Origin of the sequence: Erwinia endophytica (assembly GCF_009295515.1) — a bacterium.
Classification (GTDB): Bacteria; Pseudomonadota; Gammaproteobacteria; order Enterobacterales; family Enterobacteriaceae; genus Erwinia; species Erwinia endophytica.
Map to the genome: position 1 here is coordinate 204,951 of NZ_RQVV01000057.1, position 19,884 is coordinate 224,834.

Consider the following 19,884-nt stretch of genomic DNA (forward strand, 5'->3'; position numbering starts at 1 on the left):
GTTATTAAAAATTAGCCGGGGAAAGGGATTCCGCTATCGGGCCTAAGGCGAGGGCGGGGATAAAGGTCAGGGCGCCAACCAGTAGCACCGTCCCCATCAGCAGACTTATAAACAGCGGCCCGTGAGTCGGCAGCGTACCGTTACCGACAGGCTGCGATTTTTTCGTCACCAGCGATCCGGCAATCGCCATTACCGGCACCATGACCGCGAACCGGCCAAGCCACATGCATACGGCAAGCAGCACATTCCAGAAGGGGGTGTTAGCGCTGAGGCCCGCAAAAGCGCTGCCGTTGTTGTTGGCGGCGGAGGAGACGGCATACAGCACTTCGCTGAAACCGTGAATGCCAGGGTTGAGCATTCCGCTACGCCCCGCTGTCGTCATCATCGCCAGAGCGGAACCGGATAATACCAACACCGGTGTGACCAGAATCGCCAGCGCTGTCATCTTCATTTCCGCGACGTCGATTTTTTTACCGAGGTATTCCGGCGTGCGGCCAATCATCAATCCGGCAACAAATACCGCCAGCAGCACGAACAGCAACATACCGTACAACCCGGATCCCACCCCGCCGAATATCACCTCGCCAATCTGCATCAGCCACATGGGGACCATGCCGCCTGTGGCGGTAAAGGAGTCGAGCATGGTGTTTACCGCCCCACAGGATGCGGCCGTGGTGATGACCGCAAACAGGCTGCTGACGAGGATGCCGAAGCGGCTCTCTTTTCCTTCCATATTGCTATTACTGTCCGCGCCGAGTTGGGTGAAATGCGGGTTGCCTTGCAGTTCGGCCCACATCACCACCAGTACACAGATGACGAAAATTACCGACATCACCCACAGCAGCGCACGGCCCTGTCGACGGTCTCCCACCACTTTGCCAAACGCAATACACAGCGCTGTTGGGATCAGGAAAATGGCCAACATTTGCACCACGTTAGTTAATGCTGTGGGGTTCTCAAATGGATGGGCTGAGTTTGCATTAAAGAAACCACCGCCGTTGCTGCCCAGCATTTTGATCGCCTCCTGCGAGGCGACGGGCCCCATAGGTAATAGCTGTGAAACGCCTTCCAGTGTGGTGAATGGCTGCCAGGCAGCAACGTTTTGCACGGTTCCCTGGCTGATAAAGAACAGCGCAATAATCAATGAAAGGGGCAACAAGACATACAGTGTAATGCGAGTTAAATCTGTCCATGCATTGCCCAGTGTCGTAGTGGAATGACGGGCAAAACTACGGATCAGCACGAATGCCACGGCAATGCCAGTCGCGGCGGAAGCGAAGTTTTGTACCGTCAGTCCGACCATCTGGCTGAAATAGCTCATCGTGGTTTCCCCGCTATAAGCTTGCCAGTCAGTGTTGGTAACGAAACTCACGGCGGTGTTAAGCGCCAGATCCCATGAAAGCCCTGGCAGGTGCTGTGGATTGAAAGGCAAGTATCCCTGCAGCATCAGTATGGTAAACAGCATGATGAAGCCAAAAATGTTAAACACCAGCAGGGCCGTCAGGTAGTGCTTCCAATCCATATCATCATTTTGGTTGCCAATCAGACGCCATAAAATGTTTTCCTGACGCCCGATGACTGGCAGGGGCGGGCCTGCGATCAGCCGTGCTAACACGCTCCCCAACGGTTGTGCGAGAAGTAACAACAGCAGCATGAAACTGGCTATCAACAAACATGCGGATACGACCATTAAAACGTCTCCGCATTAATCAAGGCATAAATTAAATAACCTAACAGCACTAATACCAACGTTATGCCGATGAGTACGCCTGTATTCATAATCCACCTCCACAGTGTGTTTAGCCTGTGGCAGGAGAATAGGATTCAGGGTGAAAAGATGTCGTAAAAGTCCGGGGGCAGGGTGTAAAAAAAGTATAAAAATGAAATATTGTGCCAGAGTCAGAGAAGCATGCCGGATAGTCGATCATGGTCGCCGATTGCTGAGAAGTATCTATCCGGAGATGGCGTTTGTCAGTTGTAACTCATGGAGCCTGGTGAAAGGTATCACCACCCCGACGGAAGAAAAAGCGGGGCTGAAAGAGGATTTACTGGTCAATGCCCGTCGCCGGGTTCTGAAAGGCGAATAAAAACGGGCGACCCTGAGGTCACCCGCGCTTCCTGTCTGTCTTCGCGTCTTACAATGTTTTCAACCCGACGGACGGAATATTGCGTCCGTAGTAAATTTCACGCATCTCTTTCCAGAGCAGATCGGTAATGCGTTTGTGTTCCTGCGGACTCAAATCTTCAGGTCGGGTGTTGAACAGATAGTGTTTCAGATCAAACTCTTTCAGCAGCATCTTGGTATGAAAGATGTTCTCCTGATAGACATTGACATCCATCATGTCGTACATCGATTTCATGCTTTCGGACATAAAGTTCTGGATCGAATTGATCTGATGATCGATGTAGTGTTTCACCCCGTTGACATCGCGGGTAAAGCCGCGCACGCGATAGTCAATGGTGACAATATCGGATTCTAGCTGGTGGATCAGATAGTTCAGCGCCTTCAGTGGGGAGATCACGCCGCAGGTTGATACTTCGATATCCGCACGGAAAGTACACAAGCCGCCTTCGGGGTGACTTTCTGGATAGGTATGGACGCAAATATGGCTCTTATCCAGGTGTGCAACGACCGAATTAGGCAGCGGGCCGGGATGTTCAGAGGTGTCGATATCTTGCGGATCGACCGGTTCTTCGCTGACCAGAATAGTGACGCTGGCCCCTTGTGGTTCATAATCCTGTCGGGCGATATTCAGCACATTAGCGCCGATAATCGAGCAGGTTTCGCTGAGGATCTCCGTCAGGCGGTTAGCATTGTATTGCTCATCAATATACGCAATGTAGCCGTCACGCTCCGCTTCGGTGTTCGCGTAACAGATATCGTAGATACAAAAACTCAGGCTTTTCGTCAGATTATTGAAGCCATGTAGTTTAAGCTTTTGCAATTTCGTTCACCCCCTTAAGATGCCTGGTCAGTCGGCCAGCGCATTCAACAGATATTGCGGCAGGGCAAAGCTGCCAGTATGGATTGCCGGATTATAGTAACGACACGTCAAACCTGCGGCGTCAAAACGAGCCTGTAATGTGGCGCGATCCAGCTGACGCAGCGCCGGATTATCACTGGCCCAGGCAAAGGTCATAATGCCGCCATAATAGGTTGGGATCGCCGCCTGATAGAAGCTGACGTCGCCAAAATAATGGCTTAATTTACGATGGCTGTTTACCGCTTCATCCTGTTGCAGGAAGCACACGCCATTCTGTGCCACAAAAATGCCATTTTCATTGAGGCAGCGACGGCAACCGGCATAAAATTCCGACGTAAACAGACTTTCGCCGGGACCGATGGGATCGGTACAGTCAGAGATAATCACGTCAAATTTGTCGTTACACTGGCGGACAAAGTTCACGCCATCATCAATTACCAAATTGAAACGTGGATCTTCATAGGCTCCCGCGCTGTGGTTCGGCAGAAATTGCTGGCAGAATGTCACCACGCCGGCATCGATTTCCACCATGGTTATCTGTTCAATATTCTTATGGCGGCTGACTTCACGCAGCATGGCGCCATCACCGCCCCCGATAATCAGCACGCGCTTAGCCGCACCATGAGCCAGCAACGGAACGTGCGTCATCATCTCATGATAGATAAACTCATCGCGTTCGGTCGTTTGCACTACGCCGTCCAGCGCCATGACGCGACCTAACGCGGCATTTTCAAAAATGATCAGGTCCTGGTGTTCGGTCTGCTCACGGTACAGTACCTTGTCGACAGAAAAATACTGTCCGAAACCGGCATGAAGCGTTTCATACCACATTTCATTTTCGGCCATGATTAGAGTTCTCCTGGTCAAAACAGCCACGAAAAATGGGCGCGGTATAATAGCTAACAATGACCGTGGTTGCACGGTCAAATTATCAGCAGGAAAGGACGTTTGAAGCAGGATTATTTCACGTAAGCCAACAGACTCAGAGAGTCGCGAGCCAGTGATTTGCATTTTGCATCGTTCGGGAGGGCGATGCCGCTGAGATCCTTATAGCTGTCTTCTCCCAGCGCCTTCATGTTGTAACTGCTGTAGTTGCTCAGATCCCAGCGATTTTGTTGGGCAAAAAAGATCAGTGCCCGGCGGATCTGGTTGTCGGGTAAGCTCTGATAGCCGCAGTCATTTTTGAGATAGACAAACACCGCGGTCAAATCTGCCAGATCCTCCGCTTCCGATTCGCTAAGCGCAAAACTTGTCGATGAGAAGCTAAACAGGCCCAGTACAACCAGGGCCTTGATGCTTTTCTTCATAATTACCCTCAACCAATTGCAATAACCTGACGTTAACACAGTTAGCGTCAGCCTACAGACAATTTTGCCAGGAAAATCCCCCCTGACGACGATTTTTTCGCGTGGTACGTGCAATGTGACATGGAAAGTTGACTGTCTTAAAAGGAGGGAGGGCGACAGCAGGTAATGTGGGGGAATTTACTTGACTTCCCCTCAAGGGCAAGGTTTATGCTGCGGACTGCAAATGATTGCAGGTTAAGGAAAGGCTGATGCAACGTCGTGATTTTATTAAATTGAGTGCCGCGATGGGCGCAGCCAGCGCGCTGCCATTATGGAGTCGTTCGCTGATGGCGGAACAGGTACGCCCGGAGCTCCCTGTTCCGGCGTTATTGACGGCGGACCCGCGTGGGATGATCAATATTGCCGTGCAGCAGGGACAGACGCAATGGCGAGGGAAATCTGTTACCACCTGGGGTTATAACGGCAATCTGCTGGGGCCGGCTATTCAACTGGACCGCGGCAGACCGGTGACGATGAATGTGCATAACAAACTGCCGGAAGCGACCACGGTTCACTGGCACGGTCTTGCTCTACCCGGTGAGGCAGACGGGGGACCGCAGGCGGTGATTGCCCCTGGCGCCTTCCGCCGTGTCAGTTTTACGCCTGATCAACCCGGCGCGACTTGCTGGTTCCATCCCCACCAGCATGGATGTACCGGTTATCAGGTCGCGCAGGGACTGGCCGGGCTGGTTATCCTGAAAGATGATGTGGGTGAGAAATTGCTGTTGCCGAAAGTCTGGGGAGTGGATGATATTCCGGTGATCCTGCAGGATAAACGGCTGAGTGCTGATGGCGGTAAGATTGATTATGCGCTGGATATGATGAGCGCGGCGGTGGGATGGTTTGGCAATACCATGCTGACTAACGGGGAGATTTATCCGCTGCAAGCGGTACCCCGAGGCTGGTTACGCTTACGTTTGCTGAATGGTTGTAATGCGCGATCGCTGAATCTGACCACCAGTGACCAGCGTCCTCTGTACGTGATTGGCAGTGATGGTGGACTGCTGACGGAACCGGTGAAACTGACCGAATTGTCGATGATGCCGGGCGAACGCTTTGAAGTGTTGGTCAACACTCACGATGGCAAAACCTTTGACCTGCAAACGCTGCCCGTTCGGCAGGTGGGCATGACGTTGGCGCCGTTTGACCAGCCGCTGCCGCTGCTGACTATTCAGCCATTGCAGATCCTCTCCAGCGGGACTCTGCCTGATAAGCTGGTGGATATGCCGGCATTGCCCTCGTATGACGGGGTTAAAGAGCGTTGGTTGCAACTGATGATGGATATAGAACTTGACCGTCGTGGGATGCAGGCGTTGATGGACAAATATGGCCGCTCAGCGCTGGCGGGGATGCGCAGTGAGATTCATGGCACTGACGGCGATACCTCATCGGCTACTGGCAAAAAAATGGCTCAGAACACGATGTCCGGGATGGATAATGGTTCCATGCCCGGCATGGAGCACACCCCTCTCGCTCAGAAACCTGATGATTTCCATAATATTAATAAAATCAATGGGGTCGCCTTTGATATGAATACCCCTTTGTTCGACGTGAAACAAGGTGCGCTTGAGAAGTGGACGATTTCTGGTGAAGGTGACGACATGTTGCATCCGTTCCATATTCACGGCGCGCAGTTTCGTATTCTTTCCGAAAATGGTAAACCGCCCGTCGCCCATCGCTGTGGCTGGAAAGACATGGTGTGTGTTGAAGGAGGGCGCAGTGAGGTGCTGGTTCGTTTTAATCATCTTGCATCCAAAGACCAGGCCTATATGGCTCACTGCCATCTGCTGGAACATGAGGATACCGGAATGATGCTGGGGTTCACGGTGAGCGCCTGAAGGGAAAAGGCCCTTGCGGGCCTCGGAGTAAGGTAAGGGGAATGGCGGCGGCGATTCCCCGTTATGCTTATTGTCACCCCGGCAGAACATCACCGGGATTAGAAATGCCAGGTCAGCCCGGCCACCCCACTGTAGTCGGTATGGAATGTGCCGCCAAAACTGGTTTTCACTTTGGCATTCACTGACCAGTTGTCACTGATTTTACCTTCAATACCCAGTTGGGCTCGATAGCGGTTATCCGATAAGGCACTGAAGGTCCGGTGTGAATGGCTGTCCGCCAGCGTCAGTTCCGATCCAGATCGCCCCGGCGAGTACTGATATTCGATCCCTGCTGTGAGCATCACATTTGGGTTACGGCTCCAGAATGCCTGTTTCTTCACTTCCAAACCGGCGATGGCTGCATAAGGCGTGCTGGAACTGAGCGCGATTTTCGCCTCTTCACTCTGTACGGAATAACCGGAGAGGTAGCCGCCGCTGATACCGACATAAGGTGAAAGGGTGAGTGTTTTGTCACTGTTGGTAAATGCATATCCGCTTTTGACGCTGCCGGCCACGATATGAGTATTGGGACTCGCGCCATGGATAGCGAGCAGCGGGTCGAAACTGAATTCCTGATTCAGATGCATATAGCGACTGGCGGCATCGACGAACCAGCCTGTTGGCGATGACCATGAATAGTCGACGCCAATGGTGGTCATGCGGTGCGTTGCCTGACCAGGGCCTTTGGTTTTCCCCTGGGTATGGCTGGCGTTGAAACCAAACATCTGTTGGTCGCGGACGGTATCCCAGCCCAGACTCAACGTCTGTTGGGTGACGTCAAAGCCTTTATATCCACCTTTGTTTTGCTCAATGGTTACCCACTGGCCACTTTTCTCCGGCTGGTGACGCAACAACGACGCACGACTATTCAACTGGCTGAGCGCTTCGCTGAAGATATACTGGCGTGATGCCATCAGCGCGCGAGTATTGCGGATAAGCGGTTTATTATCCTGAATAGTAAACCAGTCATCAGGGGAGAATTCCTGCTGAGTCTGGGAGGTGTCTTCGGTCGTTGATGTTTCATCAGGTGTTTCCTCCGTTTCAACCGCGGATGCGTCTGCGGCCTTTTCGGGGGTGTCTGGTGTTGCAACCACGGTTGTTTCTTCGATCAGATCAGGGGTGTCCGGTGTTTCAACCACCGGTTCTGCTTCGTCCGGCTCACTATCAGGAACATCAGGCGTTACTTCAGGCTCGTCAGGAGTGATGTCGGGTACGACCTCCGGTTCTGGCTCGGCATTATGTTGCAGAACCCATAAAACGCGGTCATTGTTTTCTTCAACCGCATAGTTAGGCGTATAGAGGCTGAATCCCATGGCAATATCCGGCAGGGTGAAATAGTCATGAGGCGTTCCCGATGGCGCATCAATCATCACCACATCGTCCAGCAGCGTGACCGATTGCGAGGTATCCAGCAGCAGAGAGACATCCAGAATATTGCTGTCGCCAGTGGCGGAGGTTTTGATGGTCAGCTTATCGCTCTCCGCTGTTTCTGGTTTCACTCCCAGACTCAGCGTCATCGCGGTAGCGTTTAGCGTATCCACTTCAAGTTGTTTCGCCGACCAACTTCCGGATGGCAACATGGACAGGTGAGAGCCACTGAGTGCATTGAGAGTGGTGATATTGCTGTTGCCGGTCATCGTCCAGTCAGCGGATGAGTCCAGCGTCACAGAGGTGCTGCCTGTTGAGGTGATACTGCCCTGGTAATCCACTTTACCCAGATACAGGCTGGCGGCGTTGGCCAGAGAAACATCCCCGGTTACCGCGCTGGATGGCAGCGTTGATTGCTGTTGCTCACTGCGTTCGGGTTGGCTGCAGCTCACCGTATCACTGTAAATTACCGAATAGCAGCGCCAGATTTTGTCCGCTTCAGTCGTGCTGTTATTGTAGCCAAACATGAGGTGTGAGGATTCGCCCGCGATAACCTCTGCGGTGACCTGCGCGTATTCGCCCACCTGGAATGTTGTATCCTTATTCACCACGATTTGGTTGGCTTTGAAATAAGACGTTGCCCAGTCATCGTCCACAACCACGCCGGCAGCGTGTGCTGTGGGCTGACCGGACAGAAGAACCAGACCTTGCTCTATATTCAGGTTGCCATTCAGGTTCATGCCGCCCGTTAGCGCCATTTTAGCGTTGGTTCCGCTGATATCGACATTAACGTCCAGTTTCCCATTGGTTTTGTCACTGTCGGTCTCACCAATAAAGCCGCGGAATACCTGTTGATTCAGTTGTGACAACACCAGATCAGCCGCTACCTCTCGATCTGTCCCCAGATATTGCCAGATGTCGGTACTGGTCTGGTTGATTGGATAACCACCATAACTGCTGGTCAGTAACTGAAAATATTCAGCCTGCTTTGAGTAGGGGTTGCCGTATTTATAAATGTCACCGATGTTCCCTGTCCCTGAAGATGCCCAGCGATTAAAGGTAACATCTTCATCGCCATAGCCCGCCAGCGTCAGCGTTGCCGCTTCTTCGCTGTTATGGTTAACCAGCGTTGCACCGCTGTCGGTATGATTGATTTTTTTGAACGAGAGCGCGTTGCCGTTGAGATCTAACGTGCCTCCCCGATAGCCAAAAAAGATATTATCGGTGCTGACCTGTTGTGCATCCGCCAGGACAACCGTTGGGCGGCCGCTGACCAGTGTGACGGAGGAGAAGGCTTGTTTCTGCCCTGAAGCATCGGCTTGTTGATCCAATATGACCGTACCGGCCCCGGTATTCAGGCTGCCCTCGTTAATCCCGGTCGCATTGATATGCAGCGTGCCATCACCGATTTTATGCAGCGCATCATCCGCCAGGCCATTAACCTGCCAGAGTACTTCTTTACCGGCATCGACTTCCACCCCGCCGCCAACCCAGGTGGCATTGACGCCATCGGCTGATTTCAGTGTGTAGTCGGCAGAAAACTGCAGCTTACCGGCGCCCAAATTGACTGCGTCTTCCAGCGTTATCACGCCACCATCACCATTGAAGCGCAGATCTTTAGTGGCATCGAGTTCATCGTTGGTCGCATTGGCTGGCGCTAGGCTGTTATATTGTTCCGCCAGCCCCTGCCATGACCAGCTATGGTCAGCCTGGGTAATTGCGGTGTCACCCCAGTAAATGATGCCGTCTGCGCTACTGTCAGTGACGTCAGGCGAGGTATTGGCTTGCTGAATGGAAGCAATGAAGTCATCCGGAATATAGCCTGCCACGGCGCGTTTCTGATAGATACCGATATCCTGGTCATAGCCCATATGCACTGCAACCAGTTTCCATTGCTGATCAATCTCATCCCAGGCAAATACTGGACTGCCGCTGTCTCCACCACTTGTTCCAATGGACAGTAGAGTGGTATTGGGATCGTCAGGGCCGAGATTGTAATAACGCAGTCGATTACTGTTAGTGACGCTAAGAAGACTTGTTTTGCTAATGGTGCCGCCGGTCTTCCAGTTATAAGCCCCTGAGAGGGAGACTCGTTTAGTACCCTCTTCGTTGACCTGGCTCTGCGCGCCAGCGCCCACACGGGTGTACCACTGATAACGCGACCGGTTAGAGACGAAATCCGATTGTGTTACGGTATCGCTCGGCGCAGCATCGGTGACGACTTTATTCAGTCTGGGGGCATGGAAATCCTGTGTACTGTATTCATTACGATTAATCAGAGTATAGGTCGCGGCATATTGCGCTCCATTGCCAAATGTCACGTTCTTATAGCCGCTATTGTGTTTTACGCTAACAATGTAAGAAGGCGAAACCAGCGTGGCATACCCCAATGATGCGACTGAGCTGAAATCAGGCATTGGGAATTCCAGATAACCCGCCAACGAGCCATCTGTTTTATAAACGGGAATATTTGTTGTGCCGACGGTGTATTTTCCAAGGTTTTCTGCAAAATCACGATAGTCCTGAACCGCCACGAATGGGTTTAATATCCCGGCTGAGGAAGTCAAAGTAACAAAGAAAGAACAACAATAAGCAATATTTTTTATTTTCAAAATGGTTATCCTTAAAAATTATTCCATGAGCTAGACCCCAAAATATTTGGCTTACGGGACAAAACGTCAGGCATTTTAACTCTCGTCTGCACTGGCCCCTGCGGGGTAAAGCTATCAAAATAAATCACATGTTCTGCGAGTCAATCCTCCGGTATTTATGCAATCAGTGGCTTGAAGTATGGTGGGTCTGTCATCTGCAGAGGTTAAGTTTCCTCTCCATCGCTGAATAAATCAGGACTTCCGTGTGATTAACGTGGTTTTTATAATTCGATTATAAATTACATAGTATTCTGAATGATGTAATGGCTCTTTTCAAGAAAAGTCTTAAAGGGGTATTTATAGAGAGGCAGGGGCATATTGAAGAATACATATGATTTTTTTATATATTTTACTTTTTAAAGTTTAATAAAATAAATGAAGTATTTTAACCCCCAATGTATGCAATTGACGCGCTGGTTTAAACACTAATCATGCAATTTTATCTATTGATTTTATCTTTATTTTAATGATTTTGAGTTAATGTGTTTTTTTTGCAACAATGAACTTCATTTTGTATTGACTGTTCTTTGCTTTATAAATAGTGTTGTTTTTATTTCCGTCATCAATCGAGGCATGCTCAATACATTGTTGAGACCGACAGGGGGCAGATAGTTGCAGGGATGCGGCCATGGGGAATGCTCTGCCCATCATCTCTGATTAGCGTAGTCGATTGAACCGGCAGCGCGTTATACCCGGCATACTGTTCGTTGCAGCGGTGTGGGGTGTATCCGGTCATCTCCGTCACCGTATTTTATTTCTTCTGCCACGGGATGTTGGGTGTGGCCACTACGATTATTCGCAATAAGCGACCGTTTTATCCTTGTTGCTACGGGCTACCGGCTTTGCTGCCTTCATGTCATAACCATTATGAGGGTATCGCTATAGTTGTATAAATGAGTACTCTGCTGCCTTTTGTTGACTATTATGAACTAATGTTATAAGTGCGCTGTTAATTGTTAGCAAACAGAAGGAAGTATGAAATGTTTAAAAAAACCGCCGCCGAATTTTTCGGTACTTTTTGGTTAGTGTTGGGAGGGTGTGGCAGTGCAGTTTTAGCCGCCGCGTTCCCACAGCTTGGCATAGGGTTTGTGGGGGTATCTCTCGCTTTCGGTCTGACCGTTTTAACTATGGCATTTGCTGTTGGTCATATTTCCGGAGGTCATTTCAATCCAGCGGTGACGCTGGGATTATGGGCGGGGGGACGGATTGGTTTTAAAGATGTTATACCTTATATTATCGCCCAGGTTATCGGGGGCATCGTGGCCGGTGGCGTGTTGTATCTGATAGCCAGCGGTAAGGCGGGCTTTGATGCCACCGCCAGTGGATTTGCATCTAATGGTTTTGGTGAACATTCTCCAGGCGGATATTCACTTCAGTCCGCGGTGATGATTGAACTGGTCCTGACCGCATTTTTCCTGATTGTTATCCATGGCGCGACAGATAAACGCGCTCCTGCTGGTTTTGCGCCCATCGCTATTGGTCTGGCGCTGACGCTTATTCATCTTATCAGTATTCCTGTGACTAACACCTCAGTAAATCCGGCACGAAGCACGGCGGTGGCGGTTTACCAGGGGAGCTGGGCTCTGCAGCAGCTGTGGGTCTTTTGGATTGTGCCGCTGGTCGGTGGGGTTTTAGGTGGACTCATTTATCGTTTCCTGTTGCAGAGCAGGGAGTAATCGTCGATGTTTTACCCCGTAAACGTTGGTTGATTGCGACAGATGATATTGTAGAACGTAATCAACAGCAGTTATCGGTGGATAACTGTGCTCTGATTCATCGGGTGTGCGGAAGGTATAACGCCCTGGTTATCATCCACCAGGGCTTTCTTGAACGGGACTCAGTAACGTGAATTCTTGCACTGAGAAATCATCGCAACAATCGCCGCGCTGACATCCGGAGCGTGAGGGGCATAAAAGAAATCGACATTCGTCTGTTGGTCATTAAACGCAGCAACGTCAATCCATGCCACGTCTTGATCATTCTTATCCTGTAATTTGTATCTTTTCGTTCCTCCGGGTAAAGGATCATCCGGCATTAACGAGAGGTGTTGCCGCAGCGCAGCGGTATCAAGACAGTTTGCAATCTGATAAGGATGACCGTCGAAGTAAACGGTTTTGGTGTCGGGATGTAGCCCGACACGCCCCAGATCGACGCAGCCGCATAAGGTGGTAATGAATAAGGCCAGAGGTAATTTCTTCATAATGCTAATAAGATCCCGTAAGGCATGAGAATAGAATACATTATTGACTCTACATGAAGGGCCGTTAACAATCGCTAAATAACGGACGACTGTTATACCCTGAGTATTTGCCTCTCAGGATGAAAACATCTGGTGTTTTTAAGATGCGCTGGCGCAGGCCTTGATGAGGTTAGCTGAATTATCTGGGCGGCGTCTGTTTAATCATCTCTGGATGAGCTACAGCTTTATGCAACGCAGTGGCAATGGTTTTAAAATCACGAAAGACCCAGTAGGACACTGAACGGTTATATTCCGATGCAGCATATACCGCGTATGGTCTGATTCGACTTAAGTCCTCCGTTAAACGTGGGGGAGGGGACCGAATAAGAGCCCCTTTCCTGTTGAGGTTAAGAGAAGCCAATACGTGGCTTTAATCGCCCCCGATGTTGACAAGTCATCAGCATTCAATCTGTTTCTGCAATGGCTTGAACAGGAAGTATCCCTTGGTAATCACACGAATACAATCCACATAGCTTCAGACCAGAAGGTACATATATCTTGAAAGGGGATACTCAGACGTGAGCCGCCACCGGCCGTTAAGTCAGGCTGCGCGAGGTAGACGCCTGTGTGATATAGAAAAAGATTTAATGGCCTCCCCCCCAGGAAATTCTGGCTTTCAGTGATGTCGATATTCCTGGCTGTCGTCTGAAATCAGTGACACCGTTTATTGAAACGGAAGATATGCCGCCGGACTGTAAAATCTGAAAAATAATGACGGTGATTAAAGGTTCTCATGCTATCGCTGTTGTACATGATTATGCGATACTCCGCCTGGAAATCGATGTGCAACCCCGGGTCTTTATACTCGAAAAATATGATTTAAACTGAATAAAATCAGTGAGATATATAATTAATGAAACATTCTGTAGAAGTCATGATCTCTGAAGACGAGATCGCCAAACGCATCGCTGAGATGGGCAGGCAGATAACGGAACACTATCGCGATAGCGGCAGTGATATGGTGCTGGTCGGTCTGCTACGCGGTTCCTTTATGTTCATGGCGGATCTCTGTCGTAAGATTGAGAGGACGCATGAAGTCGATTTTATGACCGCTTCCAGTTATGGCAGTGGTATGTCGACCACACGGGACGTCAAAATTCTCAAGGATCTGGACGAAGATATTCGTGGCAAAGATGTGCTTATTGTTGAAGATATCATCGATTCCGGCAACACGCTGAGCAAGGTACGTGAAATCCTCAGCCTGCGTCAGCCAAAGTCGCTGGCAATTTGTACTTTGCTGGATAAACCCGAACGTCGCGAAGTGGACGTGCTGGTCGAGTATGTCGGTTTCACCATTCCTGATGAATTTGTGGTGGGTTACGGTATTGATTATGCCCAGCGTTATCGTCATCTGCCTTACGTTGGCAAAGTGGTGTTGCTGGACGAATAAAACGCCTGTTTTCAGGTGGAGAACCATGCAGCACAATCGACTAAGGCCGGATTTTTCGGCCTGTTATATCATGCGGCAAGTTTTAATCGTGTGGGGTTTGCAGGTCGTTCAGTAGGTTAGCAATACCGTGACGGTAGCGTTGCTCGAGGATTTCACGGTTGGTGGCAGTCACTTCCAGGTCGCGTATATAGCCGTCATGGATGCCGTAAACCCAGCCGTGAATGGTTACTTTTTGACCGCGCTTCCAGGCGGACTGCATGATGGTGGAATGACCCAGGTTATACACCTGCTCAATCACGTTGATTTCACACAGTTTATCGAAGCGTTTTTCCGGCGGCAGTTCGCCCAACAGTGAACTGTGTTTGTACCACAGGTCGCGGATGTGCAGCAGCCAGTTATTGATCAGACCCAACTCAGGGTTTTCTACCGCTGCCTGCACACCGCCACAGCCGTAGTGACCACAGATAATGATGTGTTCCACTTCGAGGACTTCAACAGCATACTGCACCACCGAAAGACAGTTTAGATCAGTATGGATAACCAGATTGGCCACATTGCGGTGAACAAACAGTTCTCCCGGTTCCAGGCCGGTCAGGCGTTCAGCCGGGACTCGACTGTCAGAGCAGCCAACCCACAGGAAACGGGGTTTTTGCGCCAGAGAAAGACGCTCAAAGAAGCCCGGATCTTCCTCTTTAAGCAGCCTGGACCACTCGCGGTTATTACCGATCAAGGTATCAATATCGTTCATATTTACTCGGTTAATGCGTAGCTGTATTGACGTAATATAGGCTATCAAAACCCGATTTAAAACGGTAAATAAGAAATCTACTGAAAACAAGGCCTCTTTAAACCTATGACTTATGCTCTGGAGCTTGAAAAACTGACCAAAACCTATGCGGGTGGCGTTCAGGCCCTTAGGGGGATTGATCTTACCGTCGAAGCCGGTGACTTCTATGCGCTACTCGGGCCAAACGGCGCGGGCAAATCCACCACCATTGGTATTATCAGCTCGCTGGTCAACAAAACCAGCGGCAAGGTGCGGGTGTTCGGTTATGACTTGCAGCAGGATGTGGTCAACGCCAAACGTCAACTGGGCCTGGTGCCGCAGGAGTTTAACTTCAATCAGTTCGAGACTGTACTGCAAATTGTCGTCAGCCAGGCGGGCTACTATGGCGTGGAGAAAAAGGTTGCAGTGGGACGGGCGGAGAAATACCTCAGGCAGCTCGATCTTTGGGAGAAACGTAATGAGCGGGCGCGCATGCTTTCTGGCGGGATGAAGCGTCGCCTGATGATTGCCCGTGCACTGATGCATGAGCCAAAACTACTGATCCTCGATGAACCGACCGCCGGGGTGGATATTGAGCTGCGACGTTCCATGTGGGCGTTTCTGCAGGAACTGAATGCTGAAGGCACCACCATTATCCTGACCACCCATTATCTGGAAGAAGCCGAGATGCTATGTCGCAATATCGGCATTATTCAGCGTGGTGAACTGGTGGAAAACACCACCATGAAGGGACTGCTCTCCAATCTGAAATCAGAAACGTTTATTCTCGATTTGGCGGCGAAAAGTCCGCTGCCTCAGTTGGAAGGGTTCCAGTATCGTTTGGTGGATACCTCAACGCTGGAAGTGGAAGTGCGGCGTGAGCAGGGCTTGAACAGTGTATTCAGCCAACTCAGTCACCAGGGGATACAGGTATTGAGTATGCGTAATAAGGCCAACCGTCTTGAGGAGTTGTTTGTCGACCTGGTGAATGGTCGCAAAGGAGAAACAGCATGATGCATTTGTACTGGGTTGCCCTGAAGAGCATCTGGGGAAAAGAGGTTAACCGTTTTTCCCGCATCTGGATCCAGACGCTGGTGCCACCGGTGATTACCATGACGCTCTATTTTATTATCTTTGGTAATCTGATCGGGTCGCGGATTGGCAATATGCATGGTTTTAGCTACATGCAATTTATTGTGCCGGGGCTGATTATGATGGCGGTCATCACCAACGCGTATGCCAATGTTGCGTCGTCATTCTTTAGCGCCAAATTTCAGCGCAATATTGAAGAACTGCTGGTCGCACCGGTCCCCACCCACATCATTATCGCGGGTTATGTCGGCGGCGGTGTCGCGCGGGGGATCTGTGTCGGTATTCTGGTGACGGCTATTTCGTTGTTTTTCGTGTCGTTTCAGGTGCATTCATGGTTGATGGTGGGGGTAACGCTGCTGTTAACGGCCATTTTGTTTTCGTTAGCGGGGCTGCTGAATGCTGTTTTTGCCCGTACCTTTGATGATATCAGCCTGATCCCGACCTTTGTGCTGACGCCGCTGACCTATCTGGGCGGTGTTTTTTATTCGCTGACCTTGTTACCGCCATTCTGGCAACAGGTGTCCAGGCTTAATCCCATCGTGTATATGATTAGCGGCTTCCGCTATGGTTTCCTTGGTATTTCCGATGTCCCGCGGGTGTTTACTCTGGCGGTGCTGGTGGCTTTTATCGTGGTGTTTTACCTGCTGGTGTGGTGGCTTATCCAGCGAGGACGCGGTTTACGGACTTAATCACCGATCCCAGTGATGGGGGGCTGTGGCGCAGAGGCGACGCAGGTCGCACTGGGGCTGGGTAAGCGTCGATGTTGATAATGAAAATAAAAGCGGGCTTTTACCCGCTCGCTTTTTTACTGCTCAGGAAAAATTAAATAACCGTAGCGCCGTTTTTTGTGAGCTTTTTTTTAGCACAGGTTAAGCGTAATATAATCAAGCGATAAGGACGCGCCTGAGAATGCTATCAAGGCAAGAATATAATCAAGGGATTGAAATGTGAACAGAATTACCTGGATCGATAACCTGCGAGGGCTTAGCATCCTTGCAGTGATATTTCTGCATTGCACTATCGCCGTTAATGGTCATACGGGGCATTTTGGTGGTCTCAGTACGCTGATCAACACGCTGTTGCAACCCATGCGCCTGGGGCTGATGTTTTTTGTCTCCGGGTTATTTGTTGAAAGTGGTTTGAGAAAAGGGATGCGGTTGTTTCTGCGCAATAAAATACAGAGTATTTTGTATCCTTTTGTGGTGTGGGTGGCCATTTACGGTGGAATAAAAATATTCTTTAGTCATTATTCAAATCATCCCCAGTCACCGCTTGCTATCCTGCTTTCCCATCTGACTGGCGGCGGTGATATCACCTGGTTTTTGCATTCTCTCTTTTTATTTTTTATGGTGATAATCCCACTCAGACGTATTGCTTTTTACTGGGTCATTTTGGGCTGTATGCTATTGAGTTGGCGGTTGCCTGCGATTCCTGAGGGCTTTTTCTCCAGTTTTGATAATATGCATATAAATAAATCTATTTATCTCTTTATGTTCTTTTATTTGGGTGATTTTCTGATCAGGAAAAAGGTCGATATCCTCCAGTTTTGTCAGAAAGAGAGTCTGAAGGCAGTCTCTCTGGCGGCTTTTATTGCGTTATCATGTCTGAATATTTTTATAGAACAAAAGATTGCGCCTTCTCTGTTGGCGCCGCTTGCGCTTCTGGCGATACCGCTGTTTATCTGTGTTGCGGTGAAAATAAAACACCCGATGATTTTTTATATAGGTCAAAACTCAATTGTATTTTACTTGGTGCATTACCTGGTGATACAACTTTTTGCCAAAGTACTCAGATCTGGCGACGAGAGCATGCTAATGAGTGATCTGAAGTTTATGCTGGCTTTTGCTTCGGCGCTGACTGTTCCGCTGCTGGTTTGCTGGTTACGCAAACGCGGATGGCTGAATTTCCTGTTCACGGCAAAACGGTCGGTGAAGATTCCCGTGCCAGCGCAGTAATAAGGAGGGATGGGCTGAACATGTGTCAGCCCATGCGGATCAGGCTACCTGAACCGGTACGGCTTTCGCCAGGCGTTTCATGACGTTGTCGCCTTCGAAGTAAGCGACTTTTGGCTGCCACTGGCGTGCTTCATCATCGGGCATATCCACATAGGAACAGATAATCAAAATATCCCCGACGCAGGCGCAACGAGCTGCGGCACCATTGACGGAGATAATTTTAGAGCCCCGTTCTGCCGCGATGGCATAGGTGGAAAAACGCTGACCATTGGTCACGTTGTAGATGTCGATCGCTTCATACTGCAGGATACCGGAAGCGTCGAGAAAATCCTGATCGATGGCGCAGGAACCTTCATAATTCAGATCCGCCAGCGTCACTTTGACCCGGTGCAGTTTGCCCTGCAACATTGTACGATTCATAACCTTCTACCTTATTTACCTTTCCCGGAAATCAGAAAAAACACGCCAGTATCGCTCGAGCATAACGACCCGGTGACGGTGTCATGCGCAGCATATTGCAAATGGCAGACATATTATTATGCGTAGAGCTCGACCTGCTGGTTATCAATTAACCGTGCTTTGCCCAGCCAGGCGGCCATCAGGATCACCGCGCGCTGGCTGTCTACATTCAGCGGTAGCAGAGTATCGGCATCACAGATTGCCAGCCCATCGGCCCGCAGTCCCTTTTCTGCCAGAGCGGTTTCTGCATCGGCCAGCATGGTGTCAATATCTCGTTCTCCATTGGACAACCGATCAGCGAGGCTGTTCATCACTTTGCTCAGACCTGGGGCTATTTTTCGCTCATCGGCAGTCAGATAACCGTTGCGTGAACTCAGGGCCAGGCCATCTTTGTTACGGACGGTTGGCACGCCGACAATTTCAATGCCGTAGCCCATATCAGCAACCATCTTGCGGATCAACGCTAACTGTTGATAATCCTTCTCACCGAAGCAGGCCAGATCGGGTTGTACCAGGTTGAAGAGTTTACTGACGATGGTGGAAACACCACGGAAGTGACCTGGCCGGCTGGCCCCTTCGAGCAGGGTTGAGAGGCCAGGAACCTCGACAAAAGTCTGGTCGCTCAATCCTTGCGGATAGATTTCTGCTGGCGCGGGGGCAAACACCAGATCGACTTTGCGGCGGTTCAATTTTTCACAGTCTTCCTGCAGGGTGCGCGGGTAGCGGGCCAGATCGTCAGGACGTTCAAATTGCATCGGATTAACGAAAATCGATACCACCACAATATCAGCGTGTTCCCGCGCCTGATCGACCAGCGTCATATGCCCGTTATGCAGGTTACCCATGGTCGGTACCAGTGCGATGCGTTTACCTTCCTGCCGCCAACGGCGGATCTCCCGACGCAGCATCGGCAGCGTTTCAATAATCAGCACCGTGTTCTCCTTATTAGTGGAAACTGTGTTCTTCGGCAGGATAGCTTCCCGCTTCGACTTCCGCGACATACTGCCTGACTGCGGCGCGTATATCACCGTTTTCAGCGAGGAAATTTTTGGCGAATTTCGGGATATGACCGCCAGTGATGCCGAACGCATCGTGCATCACCAGAATCTGTCCGTCGGTTACATTGCCTGCACCAATGCCAATCACCGGGATGCTTAGCGCCTCGGTCACTTGCTGAGCCAGCGAGACCGGCACGCACTCCAGCACTACCATTTGCGCGCCGGCGTCTTCCAGGGCCAGCGCATCGGCCAGCAGGGTTTCTGCGGCTTCGCTTTCTCGTCCCTGCACTTTGTAGCCGCCAAAAATATTGACGGATTGCGGCGTCAGGCCAAGATGGCCACAGACGGGTACTGCACGGTCGGTTAACTGCCTGACTGTCTCCGCCAGCCATTGGCCGCCTTCGAGCTTCACCATATTGGCCCCGGCGCGCATCAGTTGCGCGGCGCTGGCGCAAGTTTGTTCCGGAGTGGCGTAGGTCATAAAGGGCAGGTCTGATAGCAGTAATGCGGCAGGCGCGCCACGGCGGACCGCCTGGGTATGGTAAACGATGTCCGCCAGGGTGACGGGCAGTGTGGAGTCATGACCTTGCACCACCATGCCCAGTGAGTCGCCAACCAGCATGACCTGGATACCTTCATCGGCAAACAGGCGGGCAAAGCTGAAGTCGTAAGCGGTAATGGAGGCAAATTTGCGCCCACTCTTTTTCCATTGGCGAAGGGTAGAGACCGTCGTTGGTTTCATCGCAACCTCTGAAGATA

At 50.6% G+C, this 19,884-nt stretch carries 17 protein-coding genes and 2 pseudogenes; 8 read left to right on the forward strand and 11 right to left on the reverse strand.

Annotation, left to right across the window (positions count from 1 at the left end):
• Positions 1 to 4: 4 nt before the first annotated feature.
• Both kdpA and kdpF read right to left on the reverse strand, forming a co-directional pair.
• Positions 5 to 1,690: a potassium-transporting ATPase subunit KdpA gene (kdpA, locus tag EH228_RS18325; RefSeq protein ID WP_152323056.1), complete on the reverse strand. Its 1,686-nt coding sequence runs from the start codon at positions 1,688 to 1,690 to the stop codon at positions 5 to 7.
• The gene (kdpF, locus tag EH228_RS20910) at positions 1,690 to 1,779 is read right to left on the reverse strand and encodes a K(+)-transporting ATPase subunit F (protein ID WP_152323057.1); all 90 of its coding nucleotides are present in this window, start codon (positions 1,777 to 1,779) and stop codon (positions 1,690 to 1,692) included. Before kdpF ends, kdpA begins: the two co-directional genes overlap by 1 nt.
• 137 nt (positions 1,780 to 1,916) lie before the next feature.
• Between kdpF and EH228_RS18335 the strand changes: the two are divergent.
• Positions 1,917 to 2,075 (forward strand): annotated as a pseudogene (locus EH228_RS18335) (DeoR/GlpR transcriptional regulator); the annotation flags it as partial.
• Between the two features lie 60 nt (positions 2,076 to 2,135).
• Here EH228_RS18335 and speD read toward each other — a convergent pair.
• From speD to EH228_RS18350, 3 genes are all read right to left on the reverse strand, one after another.
• Positions 2,136 to 2,945: an adenosylmethionine decarboxylase gene (speD, locus tag EH228_RS18340; RefSeq protein ID WP_152323058.1), complete on the reverse strand. Its 810-nt coding sequence runs from the start codon at positions 2,943 to 2,945 to the stop codon at positions 2,136 to 2,138.
• 27 nt (positions 2,946 to 2,972) lie between these two features.
• Positions 2,973 to 3,830, reverse strand: a complete 858-nt coding sequence (gene speE, locus EH228_RS18345; protein ID WP_152323059.1) for a polyamine aminopropyltransferase — start codon at positions 3,828 to 3,830, stop codon at positions 2,973 to 2,975.
• 113 nt (positions 3,831 to 3,943) lie between these two features.
• Positions 3,944 to 4,291: a YacC family pilotin-like protein gene (locus EH228_RS18350; RefSeq protein ID WP_152323060.1), complete on the reverse strand. Its 348-nt coding sequence runs from the start codon at positions 4,289 to 4,291 to the stop codon at positions 3,944 to 3,946.
• 248 nt (positions 4,292 to 4,539) lie between these two features.
• Here EH228_RS18350 and cueO point away from each other — a divergent pair, with 248 nt between their 5' ends.
• Positions 4,540 to 6,168: a multicopper oxidase CueO gene (cueO, locus tag EH228_RS18355; protein ID WP_152323061.1), complete on the forward strand. Its 1,629-nt coding sequence runs from the start codon at positions 4,540 to 4,542 to the stop codon at positions 6,166 to 6,168.
• A 98-nt stretch (positions 6,169 to 6,266) separates the two neighbouring features.
• Here cueO and EH228_RS18360 read toward each other — a convergent pair whose 3' ends face one another.
• On the reverse strand, positions 6,267 to 10,187 hold the full coding sequence (locus EH228_RS18360) for a S6 family peptidase (protein ID WP_193323381.1): 3,921 nt from the start codon (positions 10,185 to 10,187) through the stop codon (positions 6,267 to 6,269).
• Between the two features lie 1,019 nt (positions 10,188 to 11,206).
• Between EH228_RS18360 and aqpZ the strand changes: the two genes are divergently transcribed.
• Positions 11,207 to 11,902: an aquaporin Z gene (gene aqpZ / locus EH228_RS18365; RefSeq protein WP_152323063.1), complete on the forward strand. Its 696-nt coding sequence runs from the start codon at positions 11,207 to 11,209 to the stop codon at positions 11,900 to 11,902.
• 161 nt (positions 11,903 to 12,063) lie between these two features.
• Here the strand turns inward: aqpZ and EH228_RS18370 are convergent, their stop codons facing one another.
• Positions 12,064 to 12,426, reverse strand: coding sequence for a hypothetical protein (locus EH228_RS18370; protein ID WP_152323064.1), 363 nt, complete (start codon positions 12,424 to 12,426; stop codon positions 12,064 to 12,066).
• Between the two features lie 204 nt (positions 12,427 to 12,630).
• On the opposite strand from EH228_RS18370, the pseudogene EH228_RS18375 reads away from it, so the two are divergent.
• Positions 12,631 to 12,747, forward strand: a pseudogene (locus EH228_RS18375) (IS3 family transposase); the annotation flags it as partial.
• Positions 12,748 to 13,318: 571 nt separating this feature from the next.
• Positions 13,319 to 13,855: a hypoxanthine phosphoribosyltransferase gene (gene hpt / locus EH228_RS18380; RefSeq protein WP_152323065.1), complete on the forward strand. Its 537-nt coding sequence runs from the start codon at positions 13,319 to 13,321 to the stop codon at positions 13,853 to 13,855.
• Between the two features lie 82 nt (positions 13,856 to 13,937).
• On the opposite strand, the gene can is transcribed toward hpt, so the two are convergent.
• Complete coding sequence (gene can / locus EH228_RS18385) at positions 13,938 to 14,603, reverse strand: carbonate dehydratase (RefSeq protein ID WP_152323066.1); 666 nt, start codon at positions 14,601 to 14,603, stop codon at positions 13,938 to 13,940.
• Between the two features lie 105 nt (positions 14,604 to 14,708).
• On the opposite strand from can, the gene EH228_RS18390 reads away from it, so the two are divergent.
• The 3 genes from EH228_RS18390 (at position 14,709) to EH228_RS18400 (ending at position 17,668) form a co-directional block, all read left to right on the forward strand.
• The gene (locus EH228_RS18390; RefSeq protein WP_152323067.1) at positions 14,709 to 15,635 is read left to right on the forward strand and encodes an ABC transporter ATP-binding protein; all 927 of its coding nucleotides are present in this window, start codon (positions 14,709 to 14,711) and stop codon (positions 15,633 to 15,635) included.
• The gene (locus EH228_RS18395) at positions 15,635 to 16,402 is read left to right on the forward strand and encodes an ABC transporter permease (protein WP_193323387.1); all 768 of its coding nucleotides are present in this window, start codon (positions 15,635 to 15,637) and stop codon (positions 16,400 to 16,402) included. Before EH228_RS18390 ends, EH228_RS18395 begins: the two co-directional genes overlap by 1 nt.
• A gap of 258 nt (positions 16,403 to 16,660) precedes the next feature.
• Positions 16,661 to 17,668 (forward strand): acyltransferase family protein, encoded by a 1,008-nt coding sequence (locus EH228_RS18400; protein ID WP_152323069.1) that lies wholly within the window; start codon positions 16,661 to 16,663, stop codon positions 17,666 to 17,668.
• 39 nt (positions 17,669 to 17,707) lie between these two features.
• Here EH228_RS18400 and panD read toward each other — a convergent pair whose 3' ends face one another.
• The 3 genes from panD to panB all read right to left on the reverse strand — a co-directional run bounded on the left by panD (position 17,708) and on the right by panB (position 19,867).
• Positions 17,708 to 18,088: an aspartate 1-decarboxylase gene (gene panD / locus EH228_RS18405; protein ID WP_152323070.1), complete on the reverse strand. Its 381-nt coding sequence runs from the start codon at positions 18,086 to 18,088 to the stop codon at positions 17,708 to 17,710.
• Between the two features lie 116 nt (positions 18,089 to 18,204).
• The gene (panC, locus tag EH228_RS18410; RefSeq protein ID WP_152323071.1) at positions 18,205 to 19,059 is read right to left on the reverse strand and encodes a pantoate--beta-alanine ligase; all 855 of its coding nucleotides are present in this window, start codon (positions 19,057 to 19,059) and stop codon (positions 18,205 to 18,207) included.
• Between the two features lie 13 nt (positions 19,060 to 19,072).
• On the reverse strand, positions 19,073 to 19,867 hold the full coding sequence (panB, locus tag EH228_RS18415) for a 3-methyl-2-oxobutanoate hydroxymethyltransferase (RefSeq protein WP_152323072.1): 795 nt from the start codon (positions 19,865 to 19,867) through the stop codon (positions 19,073 to 19,075).
• Between the last annotated feature and the right edge of the window lie 17 nt (positions 19,868 to 19,884).